Below are 19,834 nucleotides of genomic sequence, written 5' to 3'. Positions count from 1 at the left end.
ATACTTTTTCATACAAAAGATCTTTAATCACACAATTTCGAGAATTTCATAATATAAGTGGATATGTTTTTAATGTGTGGGAGATTATGGCCTATCGAACACTTCGATTTCTCATGACAAAGATCAAGGTTGATAAAACCACAAGCAATTTTGTTCTTATTCAGGGCTTAACTATCAGATATATTCATATATTTGGTGTCAGCTATAGATAAATAAAAGGGAGATGAAATTAAATGAAATGGGGAATTAGAAAGCTATTATCGGCTATGCTTTGCATAGTAGTTGTTCTTACTTGTCTTATGCAAAGTGTTGTACCGGCATATGGCTATATGGCAGACAGAACAGGGGAGTTTAGCTGGGTTTTATCATCGGGGGAGGTCAGAGATTATCCATGGAATGGAAAGTTTGTGCTTGTTGATAAAAATGAAAATCCCATGAAAGAGAAGGATGTCTTTGGTGTTTCATGCAGTGTCATACATCCAAGTGTTATTGATGAAGTATATAAGGAAACTGTTACATATTCAGTATATAGCAACAGTGTGGAATTCACTGTATATGGAGGCATACCTATTGAGGCTGGCTCAGATTTAATATACAAAACAAAAGGTGCAGAAATTGCATCAATTCCTTATGAAATAGAAGATTTGTATAATGGACAATTAGTAAAGTACAGAAAAGTGGGAAACCCAGTTGGTAATAATCAGACCTATGAATATAATAATTATAAAATTACCAGAAAAATTTCGGAGATCGGTATATATCCCGATTTCATAGACGTTGCCTATGAAAATGGCACAATCAGGCTATATAAGACTGGAGAGCCTACCCAAGCAGGGCTGCAGACATATGCATATGTCAAGAAGCTATATAATTATAGCCATGAAATCAAAATTGAGTATGCATATAATGAAGCACCTATAATAACAGAAATTAAAAATCCTTTGAGGAATAAATCGTATAATGATGAGCAAAACAGCATAATCAATATCCAAGGAAAAGTCAGTGATAAAAATATTGGTGATAAGCTGCGAATTAAATATTCCATAGATAAGTATGGTGATTCTATTGAGGGAGAATTTCTAAATGAAGATATAATTGAGGCTGATGGAAACAGTCAGACTTTCACGGGTAGCATAGATATAAAGAAAATTCCCGATTATGACCTATTGGAACAAAATACTAATCATACTCTTTATATATGGGCAGTGGATGCAAAAAATAAAAGATCACCTCTTACTAATGTTAACAGCATTACATTCAATTTTGACACTAAACATCCGGATTCACCTACTTTAGTTCAAGACCCAAAAGGCATAACAAAAGACGATGTAAAAGTCACAATTACATTTCCGGAAGATGTTGTTAAAAGAGAGTATAAAATAGGGCCGGATGGTGCTTGGGAAATATACACAAACCCAATACCGGTAGCGGTTAATACAGCTGTATATGGAAGAGGAACTGACGCCGCAGGAAATTGCAGCGATGAGAGTTTTATTGATATCGGTAATATAGATAAGGTTAAGCCGTTACAGCCTATAATAACTGCGAATCCGGAAAATTCAGAGGGCGAACCTATTAAAGTGAGTATAAAGCCTGGAACAGATAACCGTTCTGCTGTATGTGAAGTGGTATACGCTGTTACAGATGATGTTACAACACCTGATGATAAAGAATTTGTTAAATACAAAGGTGAATTTGAAATTATAAATGAAGGTAAATATATAGTTTGGGCTAAAACTGTTGATGAGGCTGGAAATCTTTCGGATGTTGCTCAAAAACCAGCAAGTATAAAAAAACCAACACCAACGCCGACACCTGTACCTTCACCATCTACTAACTCAGGAAACCCGGTAGTACCGATTAACCCATCTCAGAATGTGCCAACAATTACACCTGTAAGTTCACCTTCAACAAACGGTTCATTGGGTACACCAGCACCAGCTACACCCGTTGTGACTGCACCTGTTAGTAAAGTACCGGCTGTTGCCATAGAATATGACCTGTCGGTATTTCTTACATCAGATAAAAGGGCATTTGGCGAAAATGAAATAATACTATTTACAATTAGTTATAAGAATAAAAAGGATACCGGTGCTGATGATGCTGTATTAAAAGCACAGATTCCACAGTATACAACTGTTGAAGATGCAGCAGGCGGTGTAGTATCAGGCAGCCAGATTATCTGGGATTTGAAAACGGTTAAAGGTAATGGAGATGGCAAGGTGGTATACAAATTAAAGGTTGGATTATTGGATAAGGCAGAGGTTAACTCCAGCGTTACCGCCAGCATATCAGCCAGTGGGAAAAACGTGTATGACCTCGATGATAGTTCTGTTTACCCAATTTTACTTTACTCCAACAGGTTTGGTGACAATCAGCACAAGAAATATGTTGTAGGATACAAGGACAATACTTTCCTGCCTGAAAGCAGTATCACAAGGGCTGAAGTTGCTGCCATGATTACAAGAGTTCTTAACATACCTGAGGGAAAACCCGGAGATAAAGTATATGCTGACATACCTCAGCAACACTGGGCATATGGATACATATATGCAGCAACCAAGAGCGGACTTTTTGAAGGTTATATAGACAATACATTTAAGCCCGATGCGTATATAACAAGAGCTGAATTGAGTACAGCACTTGCAAGATACTTAAAGCTTAAAAATATTGCCCCTTCACAATTTCACTTTAAGGATATTTCAAAACACTGGGCAAGGAATTATATAGAAGAAATATATAGACTTAAGCTTATTGCAGGTTATCAGGACGGAACATTCCTCCCTGACGCCAAGATTAAACGTGTTGAGACTGTAACCATAATAAACAGGATGCTTTATAGAGGACCTCTTAATGGTGCGGTTGTATCCTTCAAGGATGTGAAAAAGGATTACTGGGCATACGGACATATTGCAGAATGCAGCATAGATCATTACTTTACAAGAAATAACGATTCACTTAGTAGCGAAACTCTTGTAAATAAGGAAATTAAATAGGAAGTAATTTTTTGATCATGACTAAGCTTAAATTATAATGTGGAATAAAGGGCTGTCTCGTGGGTAAATCATGAGGCCAGCTCTTTTATTTATGCATGAAATATTAAATAAGGGCTTGTTTTTTATGTAAAAAATTCCATACCTCCCTATTAAAAAAATTGGCAACTTCGAACAATATAGAAGTTATTTAAGAAGAGGAGGATTACTATGAAAAAAAGAAGTTGTACGAGTATTGTTCTAACTATTTGTTTTTTGCTGTTATTTAATAGTTTGGGTTTTGGTACTAAAGCCTATGGGGCAGGAAATGTCTCTCCAATTATTGTGGATCATCTGAGTACAAAACTAAGCGATATTCCTATGGAATGGATCAATGCAGCTAAGTCAAGCCTACATATTGCATATGGACATACTTCCCATGGAAGTCAGCTTATTACAGGTATGCATGTTATACAGGACAGAATAAGAAGCGATTACAGTTATAATTCAAATGGCAGCGGCGGTGCGTTGGAACTGAGAGATACTCCATTTAGCGGTGCATATGACTTGGGAAATCCCGATATGAAACAATGGGAAAAGGCAACCAGAAGCTATTTGGAAACTAACCCTGTTATCAATGTGGTAATGTGGTCTTGGTGCGGTCAGGTGAGTTGGGCCAGCGAGAGTGACATTGACAGCTACCTTTCACTTATGTCTGGCCTTGAGAGAGATTTTCCAAATGTAAGATTTGTTTATATGACAGGCCATACGGACGGTACAGGTCTTACGGGTAAACTTCATATTAACAATCAAAGGATCCGTGATTATTGTATTAAAAACAATAAAGTATTATATGATTTTGAGGATATTGAATCATATAATCCCGATGGTACTTATTTTGGAGATAAAAACACAACCGATGAATGCAATTATCATTTAAATGGTGTTAGCCGTAACTGGGCACAGGAGTGGCAGAATACCCATGTTGAGGGCAAAGACTGGTTTGACTGTTCACCGGCTCATACCCAAGCTGTAAATGGAAACTTGAAAGGCTATGCTGCATGGCATTTGTGGGCTAGGCTGGCAGGATGGGCTGGAAACAAAGGAATCACAGCAACACCAGCAAGCACAGTAACACCGACCAATACAGCAACAGTCAGACCTACATATACGCCGACAAATACAGTAACACCGACACCTAAGGCTACAGTAACACCGACTAACACAGCGACAATCAGACCTACATATACACCAACAAACATACCAACAAGTACACCAACATGTACACCAACGCTCACACCTGCGGTTACACCGACACCATCATCAGCTGTAAAGAGAGTCAGGATTGAGGGGCCGGATTATGTAAAGGATTCATTCATAAGAATGCAAGAACCCAATACAAATTTTGGTGAGCATCCGTATGTAGATAATTTTGATAGATTTGTAATCGAGTTTGGGCTGCCTGAAAGTCTTTCTGGAAAAAGAATTCTTAAGGCTTCCATAGCATTCTATGTATGGAATCAAGGAAATTACAAACCAAATCAAAATATGTATCTCTATGAGCTTACAAAAAGCTTTGATGAAGCGGCTGTTACATGGAATCAAGCAGCACAGGGGGTAAGCTGGACAACACCAGGGGGTGACTTCGATAGGAATTTACCGATAGCTGTTATACCGCATCTTGAAGGGGAGACCAACTGGAATCATGTATATTATCCTGCAGTGGATATTACTGAGACAGTGAAAAAATGGGCAGTTTCACCTAATAAAAAAATGGGATTGATACTGGTGAATGAAGGTCTTACCGATATTGGACTTAAAGCATCGGAATACAATATGGGAATGACCCCATATATATCGGTAGAATATACTGATGAATTACCTCAGTATACCGTAGAAGGCTATATATCTTCTGATGTTGAATCAGTCACAAATCCTGGTAAGTTAAAGTCCGGATTTAAGGTGGAGCTTAAAGGCACAAATAAATTTGGAATTACCGACAGCGATGGGTATTTCAGTATTAACGATATACCTGCCGGTTTGAGTGAATATTCGCTGAAGATAATCAAACCATCGTATATTACCAGAGAATTGAGGAGTATAGCTTTTAAAGGGTCCAAGGCTCAGGTGGGGACTGCTGATAAACCTATAGTTCTTTTGGCAGGGGACATTGGGGAGAATAGTTTAGGCGACAATACCATAAACATGTTGGATGTAATTAGTGCGGCTAAAGCCTTTAATTTAGCCAAAGGAGATATGGGCTTTAGTGACAACTGCGATTTGAACAAGGATGATGTAATCAATATTAAGGATATTATGATTATTGCAAAAAACTTTGGCAGAAGTTCAACTGATTATACTGCCTATTGAGTATATTAATCATTGATCAGTTGATTTTTTATTAATGTCTAATGCATAGAAAATGTGAGATGACCAAATAATGGTTATCTCGCATTTTTATATTATCCCATTTAGAGATTCAAAGAATATTCCGATATTGTATTAGGTAAGGAATGACTAAAATATTACTTCCGATTTTTACGCGGGTGTTGACGAGTTAAGTCAACACATGAGCGGAAATTATAGCGGAAGTTATATTTTAGTTATTACTTATTATATAAAAGAAGGTGATTACCATATATTGCTGTAAATCAAACTTCAATTCCACATTTCAGGATGCAGATAAAGCTGTAGAGGATATATTTGCATCTATAAAATCAGGCGGAATAAAAATAGATGATGAGCTGAATTTTATTTTACAGTTTGCATTAAGGGAACTTTTTAATAATGCTGTTGAGCACGGAAACAATTTTAATGTTCAAAAGAAAATAGCTTATAAAGTGGATATAAGGGAAGATATGCTCAGGATTTCTGTTACCGATGGTGGGAAAGGATTCGACTTAGGATGTGTCATTGAAAGAGAACATGAGGATTCTCTTACAAGAGATAGAAACAGAGGCTTATCATCACTGATAGATATGGGTTTTATGATTAATGTATGTGACAGCTGCATCAATGCAGAGCTGTATTTAAATAAATATACAGTAAGATATGGAAGGAATGATGAGAAAATGAATACTATGCTTGAGGGGAAAACACTGATCCTAACTCCTGATACCGATCTTATAGCGGTGAATGTAAAAGATCTGATGGAGTTTACCAAAAGCAAACTGGAGGAGCAGGCTGATTATGATGAAATCATTATCGATCTGTCATCTTCAGAAAACATTGATTCAATGGGAATAACCTTTTTAATAGGTGTTTACAAAACTGCTGTACAGAAGGAAAAGAAGGTTATTATAAAAGGTGCATCTCCTGCAATGATAAACTTATTTAGAATTATGAAACTTGATGAGATTTTTGAAGTTGAGTGAGGAGAGAGAAGATGATTCAAAATCAGGAATTTATTCAGGAATTCATTGATGAGGCGAGAACCCATCTGGAAAAGGTAGAGGCACTGTTGATTAAGAAGGAGAAGCTCGTTGATGACAGTGAGGCAATAAATGAAATATTTAGGGCTGTTCACAGCATAAAAGGTACGGCAGGGTTTTTTGGTCTTAAAAAGATTGTTAGTCTTGCCCATGCGATGGAAAACATATTTGCAGAGGTTAGGAATGGGAAAATCAAGCTGAACGTTGCATCGGTAGATGTAATACTCTCTTCAAATGATCAATTGAAGAATATGATCGAAGATGTATTAAACAGTGAAGATGTTGATATAAGTGAAGACCTACAAAAGCTTGGAAACATCCTAATGGGTTCACAAACAGGAGAAAGCGGTGATAAGGAGGATGTTATTTTTGTTGCGGGCAATGACAAGAGAGGATTTGTCCTTAAAGGCTGCAACAAAGAACTGCTGGCTGATGGCATAAAACATGGGCACAGAATTTATGAATTAAGGTTGAGATTGAACAAAGATCTTTTGAGCTATACTGAAGGTCCGGTGCAGCTTTTTAATAGAATACAGTCAGTTGGAATGGTCATAGATACAATTACAGATCATAGTGAGATTAATTCTTTTGATGATGTAATTGAAGCAGTGGTTGAAGGCAGCAAGGATGTATACCTCGGTATATTTGTTACTACAGTTTTAGATATGGATATGTTCTCAGATGCCATAGGGGTTTCAAAGGATAATATTTTTGAATATATTATTGATAGAACAAAAGAAAGTGATAATCATTTTGAGATCCGAGAAAAGGAACAACTAAATGGATCTAAAGGTGAAGAATCAAAAGAAGAAATGACGAATGAAGTAATGGATAATCAGGATAAAGCCTTAAAGCAGGTTAAACAGCTTAAGGTGGAAGATAATATAAGAGTAAATGTCACTGTTTTAAATGATTTGCTGAATATGGCAAGTGAAATGGTTTTAGGAAGAAACCAGCTTCTTCGTACTCTTGAGGAATATAGAAAATCAATTCCAGGGCTTTCGGCCATTCTGCAGAATATAGACAGGCTGACAAGCGGTATGCAGGAAAAAATAATGCAAACCAGGATGCAGCCAATTGCCAATATATTTAATAAATTTCCACGGATAATAAGAGATCTGGCAAAATCACTTGGGAAAGAGATTGACTTAGAACTGGAAGGAACCGAGGTTGAACTGGACAAGTCGGTTTTAGAAGCTCTTACAGATCCACTTACTCATCTTGTTCGCAATTCTGCGGATCATGGACTGGAAGACCCCGATGCCAGGGAGAAATCTAATAAGAGCAGGATTGGACTCATTAAGTTGAACGCATACCAGGAGGGTGGATATGTCAACATTGAGGTTATAGATAATGGTGCAGGTATAGACTGTGTGAAGATTGTTGAAAAGGCAGTTGATAAGGGAATTATTACAAAAGAAGCGGCAGACAGGATGAGTGAGCAGGAAATTTTCAAGCTTATCTTTAAGCCAGGTTTTTCAACAGCAGAAAAGGTAAGTGATGTATCTGGACGTGGTGTTGGCATGGATGTTGTCAGAACCAATATAGAAAAGCTTGGAGGAAGTATTGAGATATTCAGCAGGAAGGGTACAGGTACCACAATACGTTTGATGCTGCCATTGACTCTAGCAATTATACAGACACTTATTGTAGGTGTTGAGGGACATAAATTTGCCTTACCTCAGGCGAATCTGAAGGAAATTGTAAGGATAAAGGCAAAAGATAAGAACAGGCATATAGAGTATTTGCATGACGCAGAGGTTATCAGGCTTAGAGGAAAGCTATTACCAATAGTACATCTTGCAGATATGCTAGGAATAAAAAGGACCTATATAGATGAAGTTAGTGGTGAAAAAAGGTATGACAGAAGAAGAAACTTTTCAGATACCAGACTGGAAAACCAAGATTTAGATGATGCTTCCGACAGGAGAGGCAATGGGGATGAAGTTACAAGGGTACTGGTACTTCAGGTAGGACATAGATCTTTTGGTCTGGCAGTGGATTACATTTATTCAAGCGAGGAGACACTTGTTAAGCAGCTGCCTGTATATTTTAAGAATTGTGATTGCTACTCCGGGGTTACTATAATGGGTGATGGGAAAACGGCAATGATACTTGATGTAGAAGGTCTTATCAGAATTTCCAACCTTAAATTTGCTGATGATACTGAGGAAAAGGACATTGGTAATAAAGGTGTAAACGAATATAATGCTGAGGTTCAGAACATATTGCTGTTCAAATGCTCAGGCACTGAGACTTTTGCAATAGACCTGTCAATGGTATCCAGGGTTGAGGAGGTTAGGAGCAAAGATATTGAGAGAATAGGAAATAGGGAATACATAAAGTTCAGGGGAGATTCGATGAGGGTCATACGGCCTGAAGACTTCTTGCCTGTATCAAAAGACACATACAGCAGTGATGTTAAGCAGGTTCTCATTCCAAAGTATGTAAAAAGGCCTATTGGAATAATTGTTGAAAAAATCATTGACAATGTTAATGCCAAGATTGCATTAAATACTGAAAATATAAAGGTAAACGGTATATTGGGAAGCACTATTTTTGAAGACAGAATTATTTTGATACTAAATCTTTATGAGATTCTTCAGCTTGCAGATCCTGAACATTATTCCGTAAATGCTTATATTTCTCAAGAAGCAAAAACCATATTACTCGTAGAAGATACACCATTTTTTATGAAAATGGAGAAAGAATATCTGGAAATGGCAGGATATGAGGTTATACAGGCTGCTAACGGAAGAATTGCCATGGAGCTTTTGGAAAACAACAAGGTGGATGTGGTTGTCAGTGATATACAGATGCCCGAGATGGATGGGTTTGAACTTGTCAAAAAAATAAGGGAAGATAAAAGGCTTACGGATTTGCCGGTTATTGCAGTTACATCAATGTCTGGTGAAGATGCAAAAACAAAGGCTTATGAATCGGGGTTTAACTATTATGAGTTAAAACTTGACAGGGACAGGCTTCTTGAAGCAGTTCACAAGGCGTTGAATAAGAAGGATATTCTTTTGGTATAAGGAGGGAAGATTCATTGCTTAAAGTTTTAAGTTTCAGACTTTCTGGTGAGCTTTTTGGGATAGAGATTAATAATGTTAAGGAAATTAACAGGAATATTGAGTATACTGCAGTTCCCAGATCTCAGAAGAACATAGCGGGGATCTTTAACATGAGAGGTCAGATTGTTACTATTTTTAATTTAGCAGGCATCATCGGTTACAATGATGACATATATTCTGACAGGGTTACTTGTATTATATTGAAGTCAGAGTCGGGGAATTCAAATTATAGAGGGATTATAATAGAACGAACGGGTGACGTAATTGATGTCACTGAGGATATGTGTGAGCCGCCGCCTGCAAATATAGACAGTGTGGGGAAGAAATATATCAAGGATGTTGTGCGGCTGGAAAATGATTTGTTGAGGATAATTGATACTGATCTTGTTTTTAGTGAACTAATATTAAGTTGATAAGCTTTTGTTAGAAATGCAAAATATGTAAAAAATAAAAATTCAAAGCAGAAAAGAAATGGGGTATATAATATGCTGAAGAGTTTGAAGGTAAGAACTAAATTGATGGGTTCCTTTATGGCTATCGTTGCGATAATGGTGGCATTAAGTGCAGTTGCAGGTTTTAATATTTTGCAGTTGGATAACTCAGATACCGAATTGTACGAAAAAATGACAGTGCCTATTCAGGAACTCGCAAATATAACAAATGATTTTCATAGGAACAGAACTGCTATTCGTGATATTATTCTTTCAACAGACCAGAGCCAAGCTCAGAGTATTATGAATGATGTTAACCAGCGAAGAGAAAATATAAATAATTTATTGAAAGAATTTAAAGCTAGAATACTAAGTGATGAAATGATGGAGATGTATGAGGATTTCGAAAAGCACTATGCACAATACATTATCTTATACGATAATGTGGTTGACTTAAATAAAAACAACATGAAAAGTTTAGCTATTGCCAACATTTCAGCAAATGGAGAAGCAGGGAAAGCATCCAAGGAAACTCAGCAAAAATTGGAAGCAATGGTGGACAAGAAAGTTAAAGATGCAAAAGATAAATCTGATACTAATACAAGAAGTGCATATATGACTATAATAATTATGTCAATCTTCATAGTTATTGGTGCGGCTGTTGCTGTTGCCATTGGTATGTATATGAGTAACTATATAAGCCGTTCAATTAAAAAGATCAAGGAAGCTATGGCAGTGGCTGAGAAAGGTGATTTGACAGTACTGGTCCAGGATGATTCCAATGACGAATTTGGGGATTTGTCCAAATCCTTTAATGCCTTTATGAAAAAGACTTCAGATGCTATCAAAAAAATTGATGAAACTACAAAAGTGCTGGCCGATTCGTCTAGAAGTCTATTAAATATATCAGAAGATATGGCAGATAGCAGCGGTGTAACCAGCACCAAAACATCAATGGCAAGTGCCTCTGTTGAAGAGATATCTGCAGGTATGACTCAGACGTCGGCAAACCTTAGTAATACAACATCCAATATAAGTATGATTGCATCTGCCGTTGAGGAAATGAGCGGAACAATAAGAAATCTGGCCTCGGCATCTGAGCAGGTATCGGCAGGGGTAGGACAGGTAAGTGGCTTGGTGGGAGAAATAACAGGAAGTATAACCAAGGTATCGGATTCCACTAAGGATGTTTCTGATTCAGTGAATAATGTTGTAACAGCGGTTAAAGAGATAAACATTTCTCTAAACGAAGTAAGCAGGAACTGTGCTAAGTCAATGCAGATTGCCTCGGATGCAGGAGCAAAGGCCAAGGATACAAATAGTATAATTGAAAAGCTTAATGAATCATCAAAACAAATTGGTAAGATAATCGAGGTTATTAATGATATTGCTGATCAGACCAATATGCTTGCGTTAAATGCTGCCATAGAAGCAGCTGGAGCTGGTGAAGCCGGAAAGGGATTTGCTGTTGTTGCAAATGAGGTTAAGGAGCTTGCGAAGCAGACATCTGAGGCCACAGAAGAAATCAGTACCCAGATAGAAAGCATGCAATTTAATATGAATAGTGCAGTAGGTGCTGTAGCAGAAATAACTGAGGTAATTAGAGAGATAACTGGAATAACAAATACTATTGCAGCGGCAGTAACCGAGCAAAGTGCCACAACAGGAGAAATATCCAATGCGGCGGTGCGTTCGGCGGAAAAGGTTGGGATGATATCCAGGGAAATAGCTGAAGTTGCCAGCAATTCCAAGAATGTAGCAAGGAGTGTTGAGGAATCAAGCAAAGGAGTTGTAGAGATAGCCCATTCTGCATCAGAGTTATCAAAGGCATCTAGTGATGTTGCAATGAATTCTGAAAGGGCTGCGGTAAGCCTTCATGAAATTAGCAGGAATACCAATGAGATAACGAAAAGTGCTGTAGATATATCCAAAAATGTTCAGGAAATCAACAATTCCTCTGAGAAAGTCAACAACGGAGCATCTGAAACAAGCAATGCAGCCAAAAACCTTTCAAGCCTGGCTGTGAGATTAGAAGAACTGGTAAAGCAGTTCAAGGTATAGGTAATTAAGAATATATCAGGGGGAAGTCTATATGTTTAAGAATCTTAGGGTCAGATGGAAGCTTATGGCAGCTTTTGGCATTATTGTAGCTATGACACTGATTGTGGCGTTAACAGGAATATTAGGAATGAATAGTATTTGGACAAAATCAAGTTATATCTCCACTGAGCAAATACCAAAGATTGATAACCTCAGCAGATTGTCTGATTCTCAGAAAACTATGGGATTAGCTTTAAGGGGCTTATTAAACAGGAGGATATTTGCAGACGATAATTTGAGAAAGTCCCATGAAGCACTTATGAAGAGCGGTATGGAAGAATGGGATAAGGCTCTTAAGGATTTTAATGAAAGTGTCAATAGGGATGAAGTAGAAAAGAAGTTATGGGATAATTATTATGCCGGGGCAGTTACCTGGAGGAAAGGCTTTGATACCTTCAATGCCATATTTGAAGAAAAGTCCAAACTATACTCCCAGGGGGTAAGTTTAAATGATGCAAAGATAACAGCTCTGGATGACAAGATGTTTGCACAGTTCAAAGTATTATATGTAAATTTTACAACTATGTTGAGGCAGTTGGAGGATATTATATCGGATGTACAAGGAGATATATCACTTGCAGGAGAAGCCGCAAAGTCTACAAAAAACGGCTCCAATATGATGACAATTATTGTGACGGTATTGATAACTTTATTATCTATAGGCCTTGCACTTTACATATCGTCACAGTTGGTTAACAGAATCCTCATGATAAGGCAGAATATGAGTGAAGCTGAAAAAGGTAATCTTTTGGTTAGAAGCAGCATTGATTCCAGGGATGAGCTGGGGGATCTGGCAAGATCCTTTAATATGCTTATGGAGAAAACATCTGATGCTATAAAGAAGATAGGCGAAACAGCAAATAGTTTAAATAGTTCAGCCGGAAGCTTTTCAATTATAGCACAGGATATGGCCGACAGCAGTGAAAAAACAAGCTCAAAAACTCAGATTGCAAGTACATCAGTAGACGAAATATCTTCAGGAATGTTACATACATCCCAAACCCTTGATAATACAGTCTCAAATATAAGCATGGTGGCCTCAGCTGTCGAGGAGATGAGTGGAACAATAAGAAATCTTGCATTAGCTTCAGAACAGGTTTCATCGGGAGTAAAAGAAGTTAGCGATTTAGTGAGCGGTATAACAAATAACATAAGCATGGTATCAGATTCAGCAAGAGATGTAACAACATCAGTTGATAATGTTGTTACATCTGTAAAGGAAATTAATATATCATTAACAGAGGTAAGCAAAAGTTGTGAAAAATCCATGGATATTGCATCGGATGCAGGTATTAAGGCAAGGGACACAAATCATATCATATCAAAGCTTACTGAATCCTCAAGGCAAATAGGTAAAGTTATACAGGTTATTAATGATATTGCAGACCAGACAAATATGTTGGCACTGAATGCAGCAATTGAAGCAGCAGGAGCTGGTGAAGCAGGAAAAGGTTTTGCGGTGGTTGCAAATGAGGTCAAAGACCTTGCAAAACAAACTGCTGAAGCTACGGAGGAAATTGGTGCACAGATAGAAAGTATGCAGGCAAATATGAATGATGCTGTAAATGCTGTAGCAGCTATTACTGCTGTAATTAGTGAAATAACCGGTATAACCGGTACCATTGCAACAGCAGTCACAGAACAGAGTGCTGTTACAAGTGAGATTTCCAATGCAGCTTCACGTTCTGCGGAAAAAGTAGCTTTTATAACTCGCCAAATTTTCGAAGTTGAAGGAAAATCCCAAAATGTCGCAAGAAATGTTGAAGAATCAAGTAACAGGGTCTTGGAAATTGCCAAGTCTGCTTCTGAACTTTCTAAAGCATCAACGGATGTTGCCATGAATACAGAACGGGTATCTGTAAGTATAATTGATCTAAGCAAGGACACGCAGGCTTTTTCAAAGGAAGCTGTAAATATTGCTAAAAATGTTCAGGAAATTAGTAGTTCATCAAATGATATTTCAGACGGTGCAATTAAAACCAACAATTCAGCAAAAGGCCTTACAGAAATAGCTGGAAAACTGGAGGAGCTGGTCGGACAGTTTAAAATACAGAATGTAAATTGAGAGAGGAATGGTAATATTGGATATACTCAAGGTCTTGGTAGTTGATGATTCTGCAGTTTACAGGAAGATATTATCCATGGCTGTTGAAAAAACGGGACTGGCTTTGGCTGAACACACTGCATCAAACGGGACTCTGGCAATTGAAAGGCTCCAACATGGCAAATACGATGTTGTAATTATGGATGTGAACATGCCTGAGCTTGATGGTATCCAAACTCTGAAAATAATTAGTGAAAGATGGCCGGAAACTCATGTGATAATGGTCAGCAGTACTGGAGGAAAAAATGCCAAAACTACCATAGAAGCCCTTGGATGCGGTGCTTTGGACTTTATTATAAAGCCCCTTGAACAGGATTATGAAAAAAATATGGAGATTGTAGCCAGATTTCTGAAAGGGTTATTTACTCAGATTCAGGTTAAAAGGGCAGGAGCTGCAAAAACTGCAAAAACTGAGTCAACCGTTACGCCTGTAAATACTATAAACCATGGGAAGATAGGAATTAATGGCGTGGATATGGTGTTGGTAGCTTCATCGACAGGCGGACCTTCTGCACTTGAGAGGATATTTAATGGGTTTGGCAGGAACTTTTATAAGCCCATGCTAATTGTGCAGCATATGCCTCCTGATTTTACAAGGGTATTGGCTGAATCTTTAGATAAAAAGAGTGAAATGAAATTTATTGAAGGTAAAGATGGGGATGGTATCAGAGCAGGTCAGGCAATACTAGCACCTGGGGGATACCATATGGAAATTGCCAAAGGAAGTGAGGCTGTAAAAAAGATATGTATTACCTCAGGAAGCTATGTTAATGGAGTTCGACCGGCGGCAGATGTTTTATTCAAGTCGGTTGCCAAGGAGTATCAAGGGGCAAGGATATTGACAGTCATACTGACGGGAATGGGCAGTGATGGGCTTGAAGGAGTGAGGGAATTGAAGCAAAAATGTCTTTGCTACTGTATAACACAGAGTGAGGAAAGCTGCGTTGTCTATGGCATGCCAAGGAGTATTAAGGAAGCAGGTCTTTCTGACGAGGTGCTGGATATTGATAGAATAGCAGAAAGAATAGTTAGAATTTCTGAGCATGGGAGCTGATTCTGGTTGAATGCGACTCTAACTGATAATGAGTTCAAGCTTTTTAAAAAATATATTGAGGACAAGTGCGGAATTGAAATTTCAGAGGGTAAGTCATACCTGATAGAAACCAGGTTATACAGACTCTTGGTGGATTCCGGTCTAACCAGCTTTGAGGAATTGTACAACCTGATAATGAGGGCAAATGATCTGAGCCTGGCTGAAAGAGTTATTGATGCCATTACAACTAATGAAACCCTATGGTTTCGGGATAAAGCACCATGGCTTATGTTGGAAAAGGTCCTTCTCCCTCGTTTTGTTGAGATGCTGAGGAAGGGTCAGCGGAGAAAAATAAGGTTATGGAGTGCTGCAGCATCGACAGGGCAAGAAGCATACTCAACTGCCATGTGCATTGATTCATGGCTTGCTAGGAATGGTATAAATGATGTAACCCTTTCAAATTTTGAAATTCTGGCGACTGACATATCACATACGGTTATTGATATGGCACGTAACGGAAGATATGATGCTATTTCGGTAATGAGAGGACTTGATCCGGTTATAAGGGACAGGTATTTTAAAAAAGAGGGAACTGTATGGGAAATTGATAACAGGATAAAATCCCATGTGAAATTTCAGCAGTTTAATTTGCAAAATAATTATCTGCTATTAGGGAAGTTTGATATTGTGTTTTGCAGATATGTCCTTATCTATTTTTCAGACAGCCTTAAAGAAAGCGTCTTTTCTAAACTTTATGGAGTTATGGAAAATGATGGAATGTTATTTCTTGGTTCATCAGAGCTTTATGATAAAACTGACAAGTACTTTGAAATGATGCATGTTGATAATGCAGTATACTATAGAAGAAGGGAGCAGCGGTTATGAGAATGATGACAGTGGATGACTCCAGTGTTGTACGCAAAATTATAAGGGCTGCATCTGGGGTACTGGAATATGAACTGGAGGAAGCTGAAAGTGGTTTGGAAGCCTTGGAAATCCTTGAAAAGTTTGATGGACAGATAGACTTGATTCTGCTTGACTGGAATATGCCTGGAATGAATGGCTATGAACTGCTTCAAAAGATTAAGTCCACCCCAAAATATAAAAATATACCTGTTATGATGGTTACTACCGAAGGGCAGAAGGAAAATATAGTAATGGCTGTAAAGGCTGGTGCTGCCCATTATATGACCAAACCCTTTGCAATGGAGGATCTTATTAAGAGGATATTAGAATGTATGGGAAAGGGGGCCATATAATGAGGGCAGAAGCTAAAACCAGCATGACTGTGTTGCACCATTGCTTTGTAGAGGCATTATGTGAGGCAGTTGAAAAAATGACAGGCTTTTGTGTATGTGAAACCAGTAAAGATTGTGAAATTAAATCTACCGATATATCGGGTGCCATGATCTTATCCGGTGAAAGGAATGCTCTCTTTGTTGTAAGTGTCTCAAGGAAAACGGCCTTAAATCTTATATCTTTTATGGTGGGTGAGGATGCTGACCACCTATCCGAAGAGGAACTATCAGATGGCATTTCAGAGTTGGTTAATATGGCTGCAGGTATTGCAAAGATTAAGCTTTTAGATAGTGATAAGAAATTTAATTTATCATCTCCTTTTGCTGTAACAGGAGATAATATAAGAATAACGGTAAAAAAACACATTGAAAGATATGAATATACAATTGGTTGTGAAGATGTAGTTCTTGGTATTGGAATATTCTACTTCTAGAGGAGGATTATTTTATGATAAAAAGAATTCTTTTGGTGGATGACTCGCCTATGATTCATAATTTGTTAAGGAAGACACTTGAAAATAATGGGTATGAGGTCTGCGGTGATGCAAAAAACGGCAGTGAGGGTGTTGATATGTATATGAACCTTATGCCTGATCTTGTTTTTATGGATGTTACAATGCCCATAATGGATGGGATTGAAGCAACAAAAAGGATTAAGGAAAAGCATCCTGCAGCAAGAATTATTATGCTTACAGCGATGGGGGATGATGAGATAATCTCCCAAGCCAAGGATGTCGGGGTAGATATATTTTTGAAAAAACCATTTGATGATTATAAAATAGTGAGTGCCATAGCAAAGCTTGTTTAAACCCGGATGCATGGTTAAGTATGACGATTGATACATAAAAGAAAATGAACCGTAAGATTATCAGTTCATTTTCTTATGTTTGACAAATTGTAGCGTCTGCTATACCATAATTCATACATATATAAAAGGTAATATATTATAAACCAACGCCAATGCCCATCATTTCAGAAAGACTTTTTAACTGGCCTAACTGATCTGACGTCAGGCTATCTATTTGATAAGATTTGCGTATATTTGTCTTACACCAAAGTGCAAAGTGCTCGCAATTGTTTGAAAGAAGGTTATAATTCTTTTCTCCAATTAGTGATTTTGCACGTTTAACAGTTTCCTCAGGGGAGAAAATCTTTTCTTTGTCAAACTTGAGAACAAAGACTTTACTCTTGTCAAAGTGGCCATCAAGGGTTGTTTCACAAACTTCACCATCAGCTGCTTTGCCTGAATTGTTAGGCGTCATGTAGTGTATTACCTTATTGTCTCCTATGTAAACTCCGTAATGCTCATAATCATAGCCTGCCAGACTTCTTGGATCGCCTATGATGTCACCTGGTTCAAGATCCTTTTTTACTTTTTGGGGTACTTCGTCCAGGTAAGCAGTATAAGTGCTTCCATCCCATTTAACGCTCTTTTCAAAAGCTTTTCCAACTGAGCGAAGTGGAAGATAAATAGTTCCATCAACTATAAAGGGCTCAACGGGTTTTCCGTTGGCATCTGCGGGAGCTATCTCAGTTCCGTTGATAAATATTTTAATGTTTTTGTATGCAGCAGTAACATTTTTTTGAATGTCAGTTGCAAATACAGCTGTTGTTATTAGACATGTCAAAAGTGCTCCGCTGATTAGACCTTTAATAAAATCCTTTTTAATCATTTGATTCCTACCTCCCTAATAATTTTTGAATAGTAATTGTAAACAAGCAGCTATAACAATTATAATAATAAATCAGCTATTTCATCAATATAAATATGATATTATTGTTTTGACAATTTTTTGTCATTAAGTTGTTTGGGTTAATAAAATAAGGGAATTAATTAAGTAATGATTAAGATAATAATTCCGCTTTTGAGCGTGTGTTGACGAGTTAAGGCAACACGTAAGCGAAATTTATAGCGGAAGTTATATTTTAGTCATTACTAAGTGAGTTTGCCTTTATAAATAAGTGATACTTTGGTAAAATTAAGTAAGTAGCCTTAATATATATAATATACAAGCGGAGGAGATTAAGCTTATGAAAGTTATTGTTATAGGATGTACCCATGCAGGTACTGCTTCAATACTGAATCTTAAAAAGGCTGACCCGAAAACGGAAATTACTGTTTATGAAAGAAACAGCACTATTTCATTTCTTTCATGTGGTATAGCACTTTATGTAGGCGGTGTAGTAAGTGATCCAAAAGGCTTGTTTTATTGCTCTCCAGAAATGCTTGAGGATTTGGGTGTAGTAACTAAAATGAGGCATGATGTTAAAAATGTGGACTTTGATAAAAAGTCTGTAACAGTTTACAATATGGATGCAGGAGAAGAGTTTGAGGATACCTATGACAAGCTGATTATAACAACCGGGTCATGGCCCATTGTACCTGACATACAGGGAATTAACCTTGAAAACATACTGCTATCAAAGAACTATGATCACTCCAATATGATAATTGAAAAAGCTAAGACCGCAAGGAATATAGTAGTAGTAGGGGCAGGATATATAGGAGTGGAACTTGTAGAGGCTTTTAAGGCACTTGGAAAAAACGTTTCATTGATAGATGGAATGGACCGTATACTCAGCAGATATCTGGATAAAGAGTTTACCGATATAGCAGAAAAGGCTCTTAAGGAGCATGGTATCGATATAATACTGAATGAAAAGATTGTAGGTTTTGAAGGCCAGGATGGAAGGGTCTCAAAAGTATTAACCGAAAGGGGAGCATATGATGCAGACCTCGTTATTCTCTCCATAGGCTTTAGACCCAATACAGCGTTATTTAAAGGGAAACTTGAAATGCTTCCAAATGGGGCTATTATTGTAGACGAATATATGAGAACCAGCAGAGAAGGCGTATTTGCTGCAGGGGACAGTTGTTCAGTTATGTATAATCCTACAGGCAAACATGAATATATTCCGTTGGCTACAAATGCTGTGCGTATGGGGACTCTCATTGCTAAAAATATCAATTGCCCAGCATTAAAGTATATGGGAACTCAGGGGACTTCAGGTATAAAGATTATTGATTATAATATAGCTTCCACTGGATTAACTGAAGAGTCTGCAAAAGCAGCGGGTATAGAGGTTGAGACATCTACAATTGTTGATAACTACAGACCGGAGTTCATGCCCCAATATGAATCCTTACAGCTCAAGGTTGTTTTTGAGAAGAAATCGAGGGTTATAATAGGTGCACAGATATTATCCAAGCATGATCTTACCCAGTCCATAAATACACTATCAGTTTGTATACAGAACAAGATGACTATAGATGAATTAGCCTTTGTGGACTTTTTCTTCCAGCCTCATTTTAATAAGCCGTGGAATTACCTTAATTCTGTGGGGTTGAATGCATTGAAATAAGACCTGAATTGGAAATATAATAGAATAA

At 37.6% G+C, this 19,834-nt stretch carries 14 protein-coding genes; 13 read left to right on the top strand and 1 reads right to left on the bottom strand.

Annotated features, from left to right (window positions below; translation table 11 throughout):
- The first annotated feature begins 233 nt into the window (after positions 1 to 233).
- The 12 genes from Bccel_RS23350 (at position 234) to Bccel_RS23295 (ending at position 17,251) form a co-directional block, all read left to right on the top strand.
- Entirely contained in the window at positions 234 to 2,996 is a 2,763-nt protein-coding gene (locus tag Bccel_RS23350) for an S-layer homology domain-containing protein (RefSeq protein ID WP_050753767.1), read from the top strand.
- Between the two features lie 207 nt (positions 2,997 to 3,203).
- Positions 3,204 to 5,342 carry a DNRLRE domain-containing protein gene (locus Bccel_RS29815; RefSeq protein ID WP_036935350.1) on the top strand — a complete coding sequence of 713 codons (2,139 nt, stop codon included), beginning with the start codon at positions 3,204 to 3,206 and terminating at the stop codon, positions 5,340 to 5,342.
- Positions 5,343 to 5,599: 257 nt separating this feature from the next.
- Entirely contained in the window at positions 5,600 to 6,346 is a 747-nt protein-coding gene (locus Bccel_RS23340; protein ID WP_036935353.1) for an STAS domain-containing protein, read from the top strand.
- Between the two features lie 11 nt (positions 6,347 to 6,357).
- On the top strand, positions 6,358 to 9,438 hold the full coding sequence (locus Bccel_RS23335; RefSeq protein WP_050753766.1) for a hybrid sensor histidine kinase/response regulator: 3,081 nt from the start codon (positions 6,358 to 6,360) through the stop codon (positions 9,436 to 9,438).
- A gap of 14 nt (positions 9,439 to 9,452) precedes the next feature.
- A complete protein-coding gene (locus tag Bccel_RS23330; RefSeq protein ID WP_036935355.1) occupies positions 9,453 to 9,890 on the top strand; it encodes a chemotaxis protein CheW in 438 nt (145 codons plus the stop codon).
- A 72-nt stretch (positions 9,891 to 9,962) separates the two neighbouring features.
- Positions 9,963 to 11,969: a methyl-accepting chemotaxis protein gene (locus tag Bccel_RS23325; RefSeq protein ID WP_036935357.1), complete on the top strand. Its 2,007-nt coding sequence runs from the start codon at positions 9,963 to 9,965 to the stop codon at positions 11,967 to 11,969.
- Between the two features lie 31 nt (positions 11,970 to 12,000).
- A complete protein-coding gene (locus Bccel_RS23320) occupies positions 12,001 to 14,073 on the top strand; it encodes a methyl-accepting chemotaxis protein (RefSeq protein ID WP_036935359.1) in 2,073 nt (690 codons plus the stop codon).
- Positions 14,074 to 14,089: 16 nt separating this feature from the next.
- Positions 14,090 to 15,166 carry a chemotaxis-specific protein-glutamate methyltransferase CheB gene (gene cheB, locus Bccel_RS23315; protein ID WP_036935361.1) on the top strand — a complete coding sequence of 359 codons (1,077 nt, stop codon included), beginning with the start codon at positions 14,090 to 14,092 and terminating at the stop codon, positions 15,164 to 15,166.
- 6 nt (positions 15,167 to 15,172) lie between these two features.
- Entirely contained in the window at positions 15,173 to 16,030 is an 858-nt protein-coding gene (locus tag Bccel_RS23310; protein ID WP_036935362.1) for a CheR family methyltransferase, read from the top strand.
- A complete protein-coding gene (locus Bccel_RS23305) occupies positions 16,027 to 16,404 on the top strand; it encodes a response regulator (protein ID WP_036935363.1) in 378 nt (125 codons plus the stop codon). The genes Bccel_RS23310 and Bccel_RS23305 overlap by 4 nt, the downstream gene beginning before the upstream one ends.
- A complete protein-coding gene (locus tag Bccel_RS23300; RefSeq protein ID WP_036935365.1) occupies positions 16,404 to 16,877 on the top strand; it encodes a chemotaxis protein CheX in 474 nt (157 codons plus the stop codon). The genes Bccel_RS23305 and Bccel_RS23300 overlap by 1 nt, the downstream gene beginning before the upstream one ends.
- Positions 16,878 to 16,891: 14 nt before the next feature.
- On the top strand, positions 16,892 to 17,251 hold the full coding sequence (locus Bccel_RS23295) for a response regulator (RefSeq protein WP_036935368.1): 360 nt from the start codon (positions 16,892 to 16,894) through the stop codon (positions 17,249 to 17,251).
- Positions 17,252 to 17,387: 136 nt separating this feature from the next.
- Here the strand turns inward: Bccel_RS23295 and Bccel_RS23290 are convergent, their stop codons facing one another.
- Positions 17,388 to 18,116, bottom strand: coding sequence for a lecithin retinol acyltransferase family protein (locus tag Bccel_RS23290; protein ID WP_050753765.1), 729 nt, complete (start codon positions 18,114 to 18,116; stop codon positions 17,388 to 17,390).
- A gap of 358 nt (positions 18,117 to 18,474) precedes the next feature.
- Here Bccel_RS23290 and Bccel_RS23285 point away from each other — a divergent pair, with 358 nt between their 5' ends.
- Positions 18,475 to 19,806 carry an FAD-dependent oxidoreductase gene (locus Bccel_RS23285; RefSeq protein WP_036935370.1) on the top strand — a complete coding sequence of 444 codons (1,332 nt, stop codon included), beginning with the start codon at positions 18,475 to 18,477 and terminating at the stop codon, positions 19,804 to 19,806.
- Positions 19,807 to 19,834 lie beyond the last annotated feature (28 nt).

Source organism: Pseudobacteroides cellulosolvens ATCC 35603 = DSM 2933, assembly GCF_001262605.1.
Lineage (GTDB): Bacteria > Bacillota > Clostridia > Acetivibrionales > DSM-2933 > Pseudobacteroides > Pseudobacteroides cellulosolvens.
This window is presented reverse-complemented; position numbering and strand designations above follow the sequence as displayed.

What these genes read in the sequence shown, in the direction of transcription:
- Bccel_RS29815 (WP_036935350.1), top strand. Translation starts at nt 3,204, where the DNA reads ATGAAAAAAAGAAGTTGTACGAGTATTGTTCTAACTATTTGTTTTTTG.
- Bccel_RS23305 (WP_036935363.1), top strand. Translation starts at nt 16,027, where the DNA reads ATGAGAATGATGACAGTGGATGACTCCAGTGTTGTACGCAAAATTATA.
- Bccel_RS23290 (WP_050753765.1), bottom strand. Translation starts at nt 18,116, where the DNA reads ATGATTAAAAAGGATTTTATTAAAGGTCTAATCAGCGGAGCACTTTTG.
- Bccel_RS23320 (WP_036935359.1), top strand. Translation starts at nt 12,001, where the DNA reads ATGTTTAAGAATCTTAGGGTCAGATGGAAGCTTATGGCAGCTTTTGGC.
- Bccel_RS23300 (WP_036935365.1), top strand. Translation starts at nt 16,404, where the DNA reads ATGAGGGCAGAAGCTAAAACCAGCATGACTGTGTTGCACCATTGCTTT.
- Bccel_RS23325 (WP_036935357.1), top strand. Translation starts at nt 9,963, where the DNA reads ATGCTGAAGAGTTTGAAGGTAAGAACTAAATTGATGGGTTCCTTTATG.
- Bccel_RS23350 (WP_050753767.1), top strand. Translation starts at nt 234, where the DNA reads ATGAAATGGGGAATTAGAAAGCTATTATCGGCTATGCTTTGCATAGTA.
- Bccel_RS23295 (WP_036935368.1), top strand. Translation starts at nt 16,892, where the DNA reads ATGATAAAAAGAATTCTTTTGGTGGATGACTCGCCTATGATTCATAAT.
- Bccel_RS23335 (WP_050753766.1), top strand. Translation starts at nt 6,358, where the DNA reads ATGATTCAAAATCAGGAATTTATTCAGGAATTCATTGATGAGGCGAGA.
- Bccel_RS23285 (WP_036935370.1), top strand. Translation starts at nt 18,475, where the DNA reads ATGAAAGTTATTGTTATAGGATGTACCCATGCAGGTACTGCTTCAATA.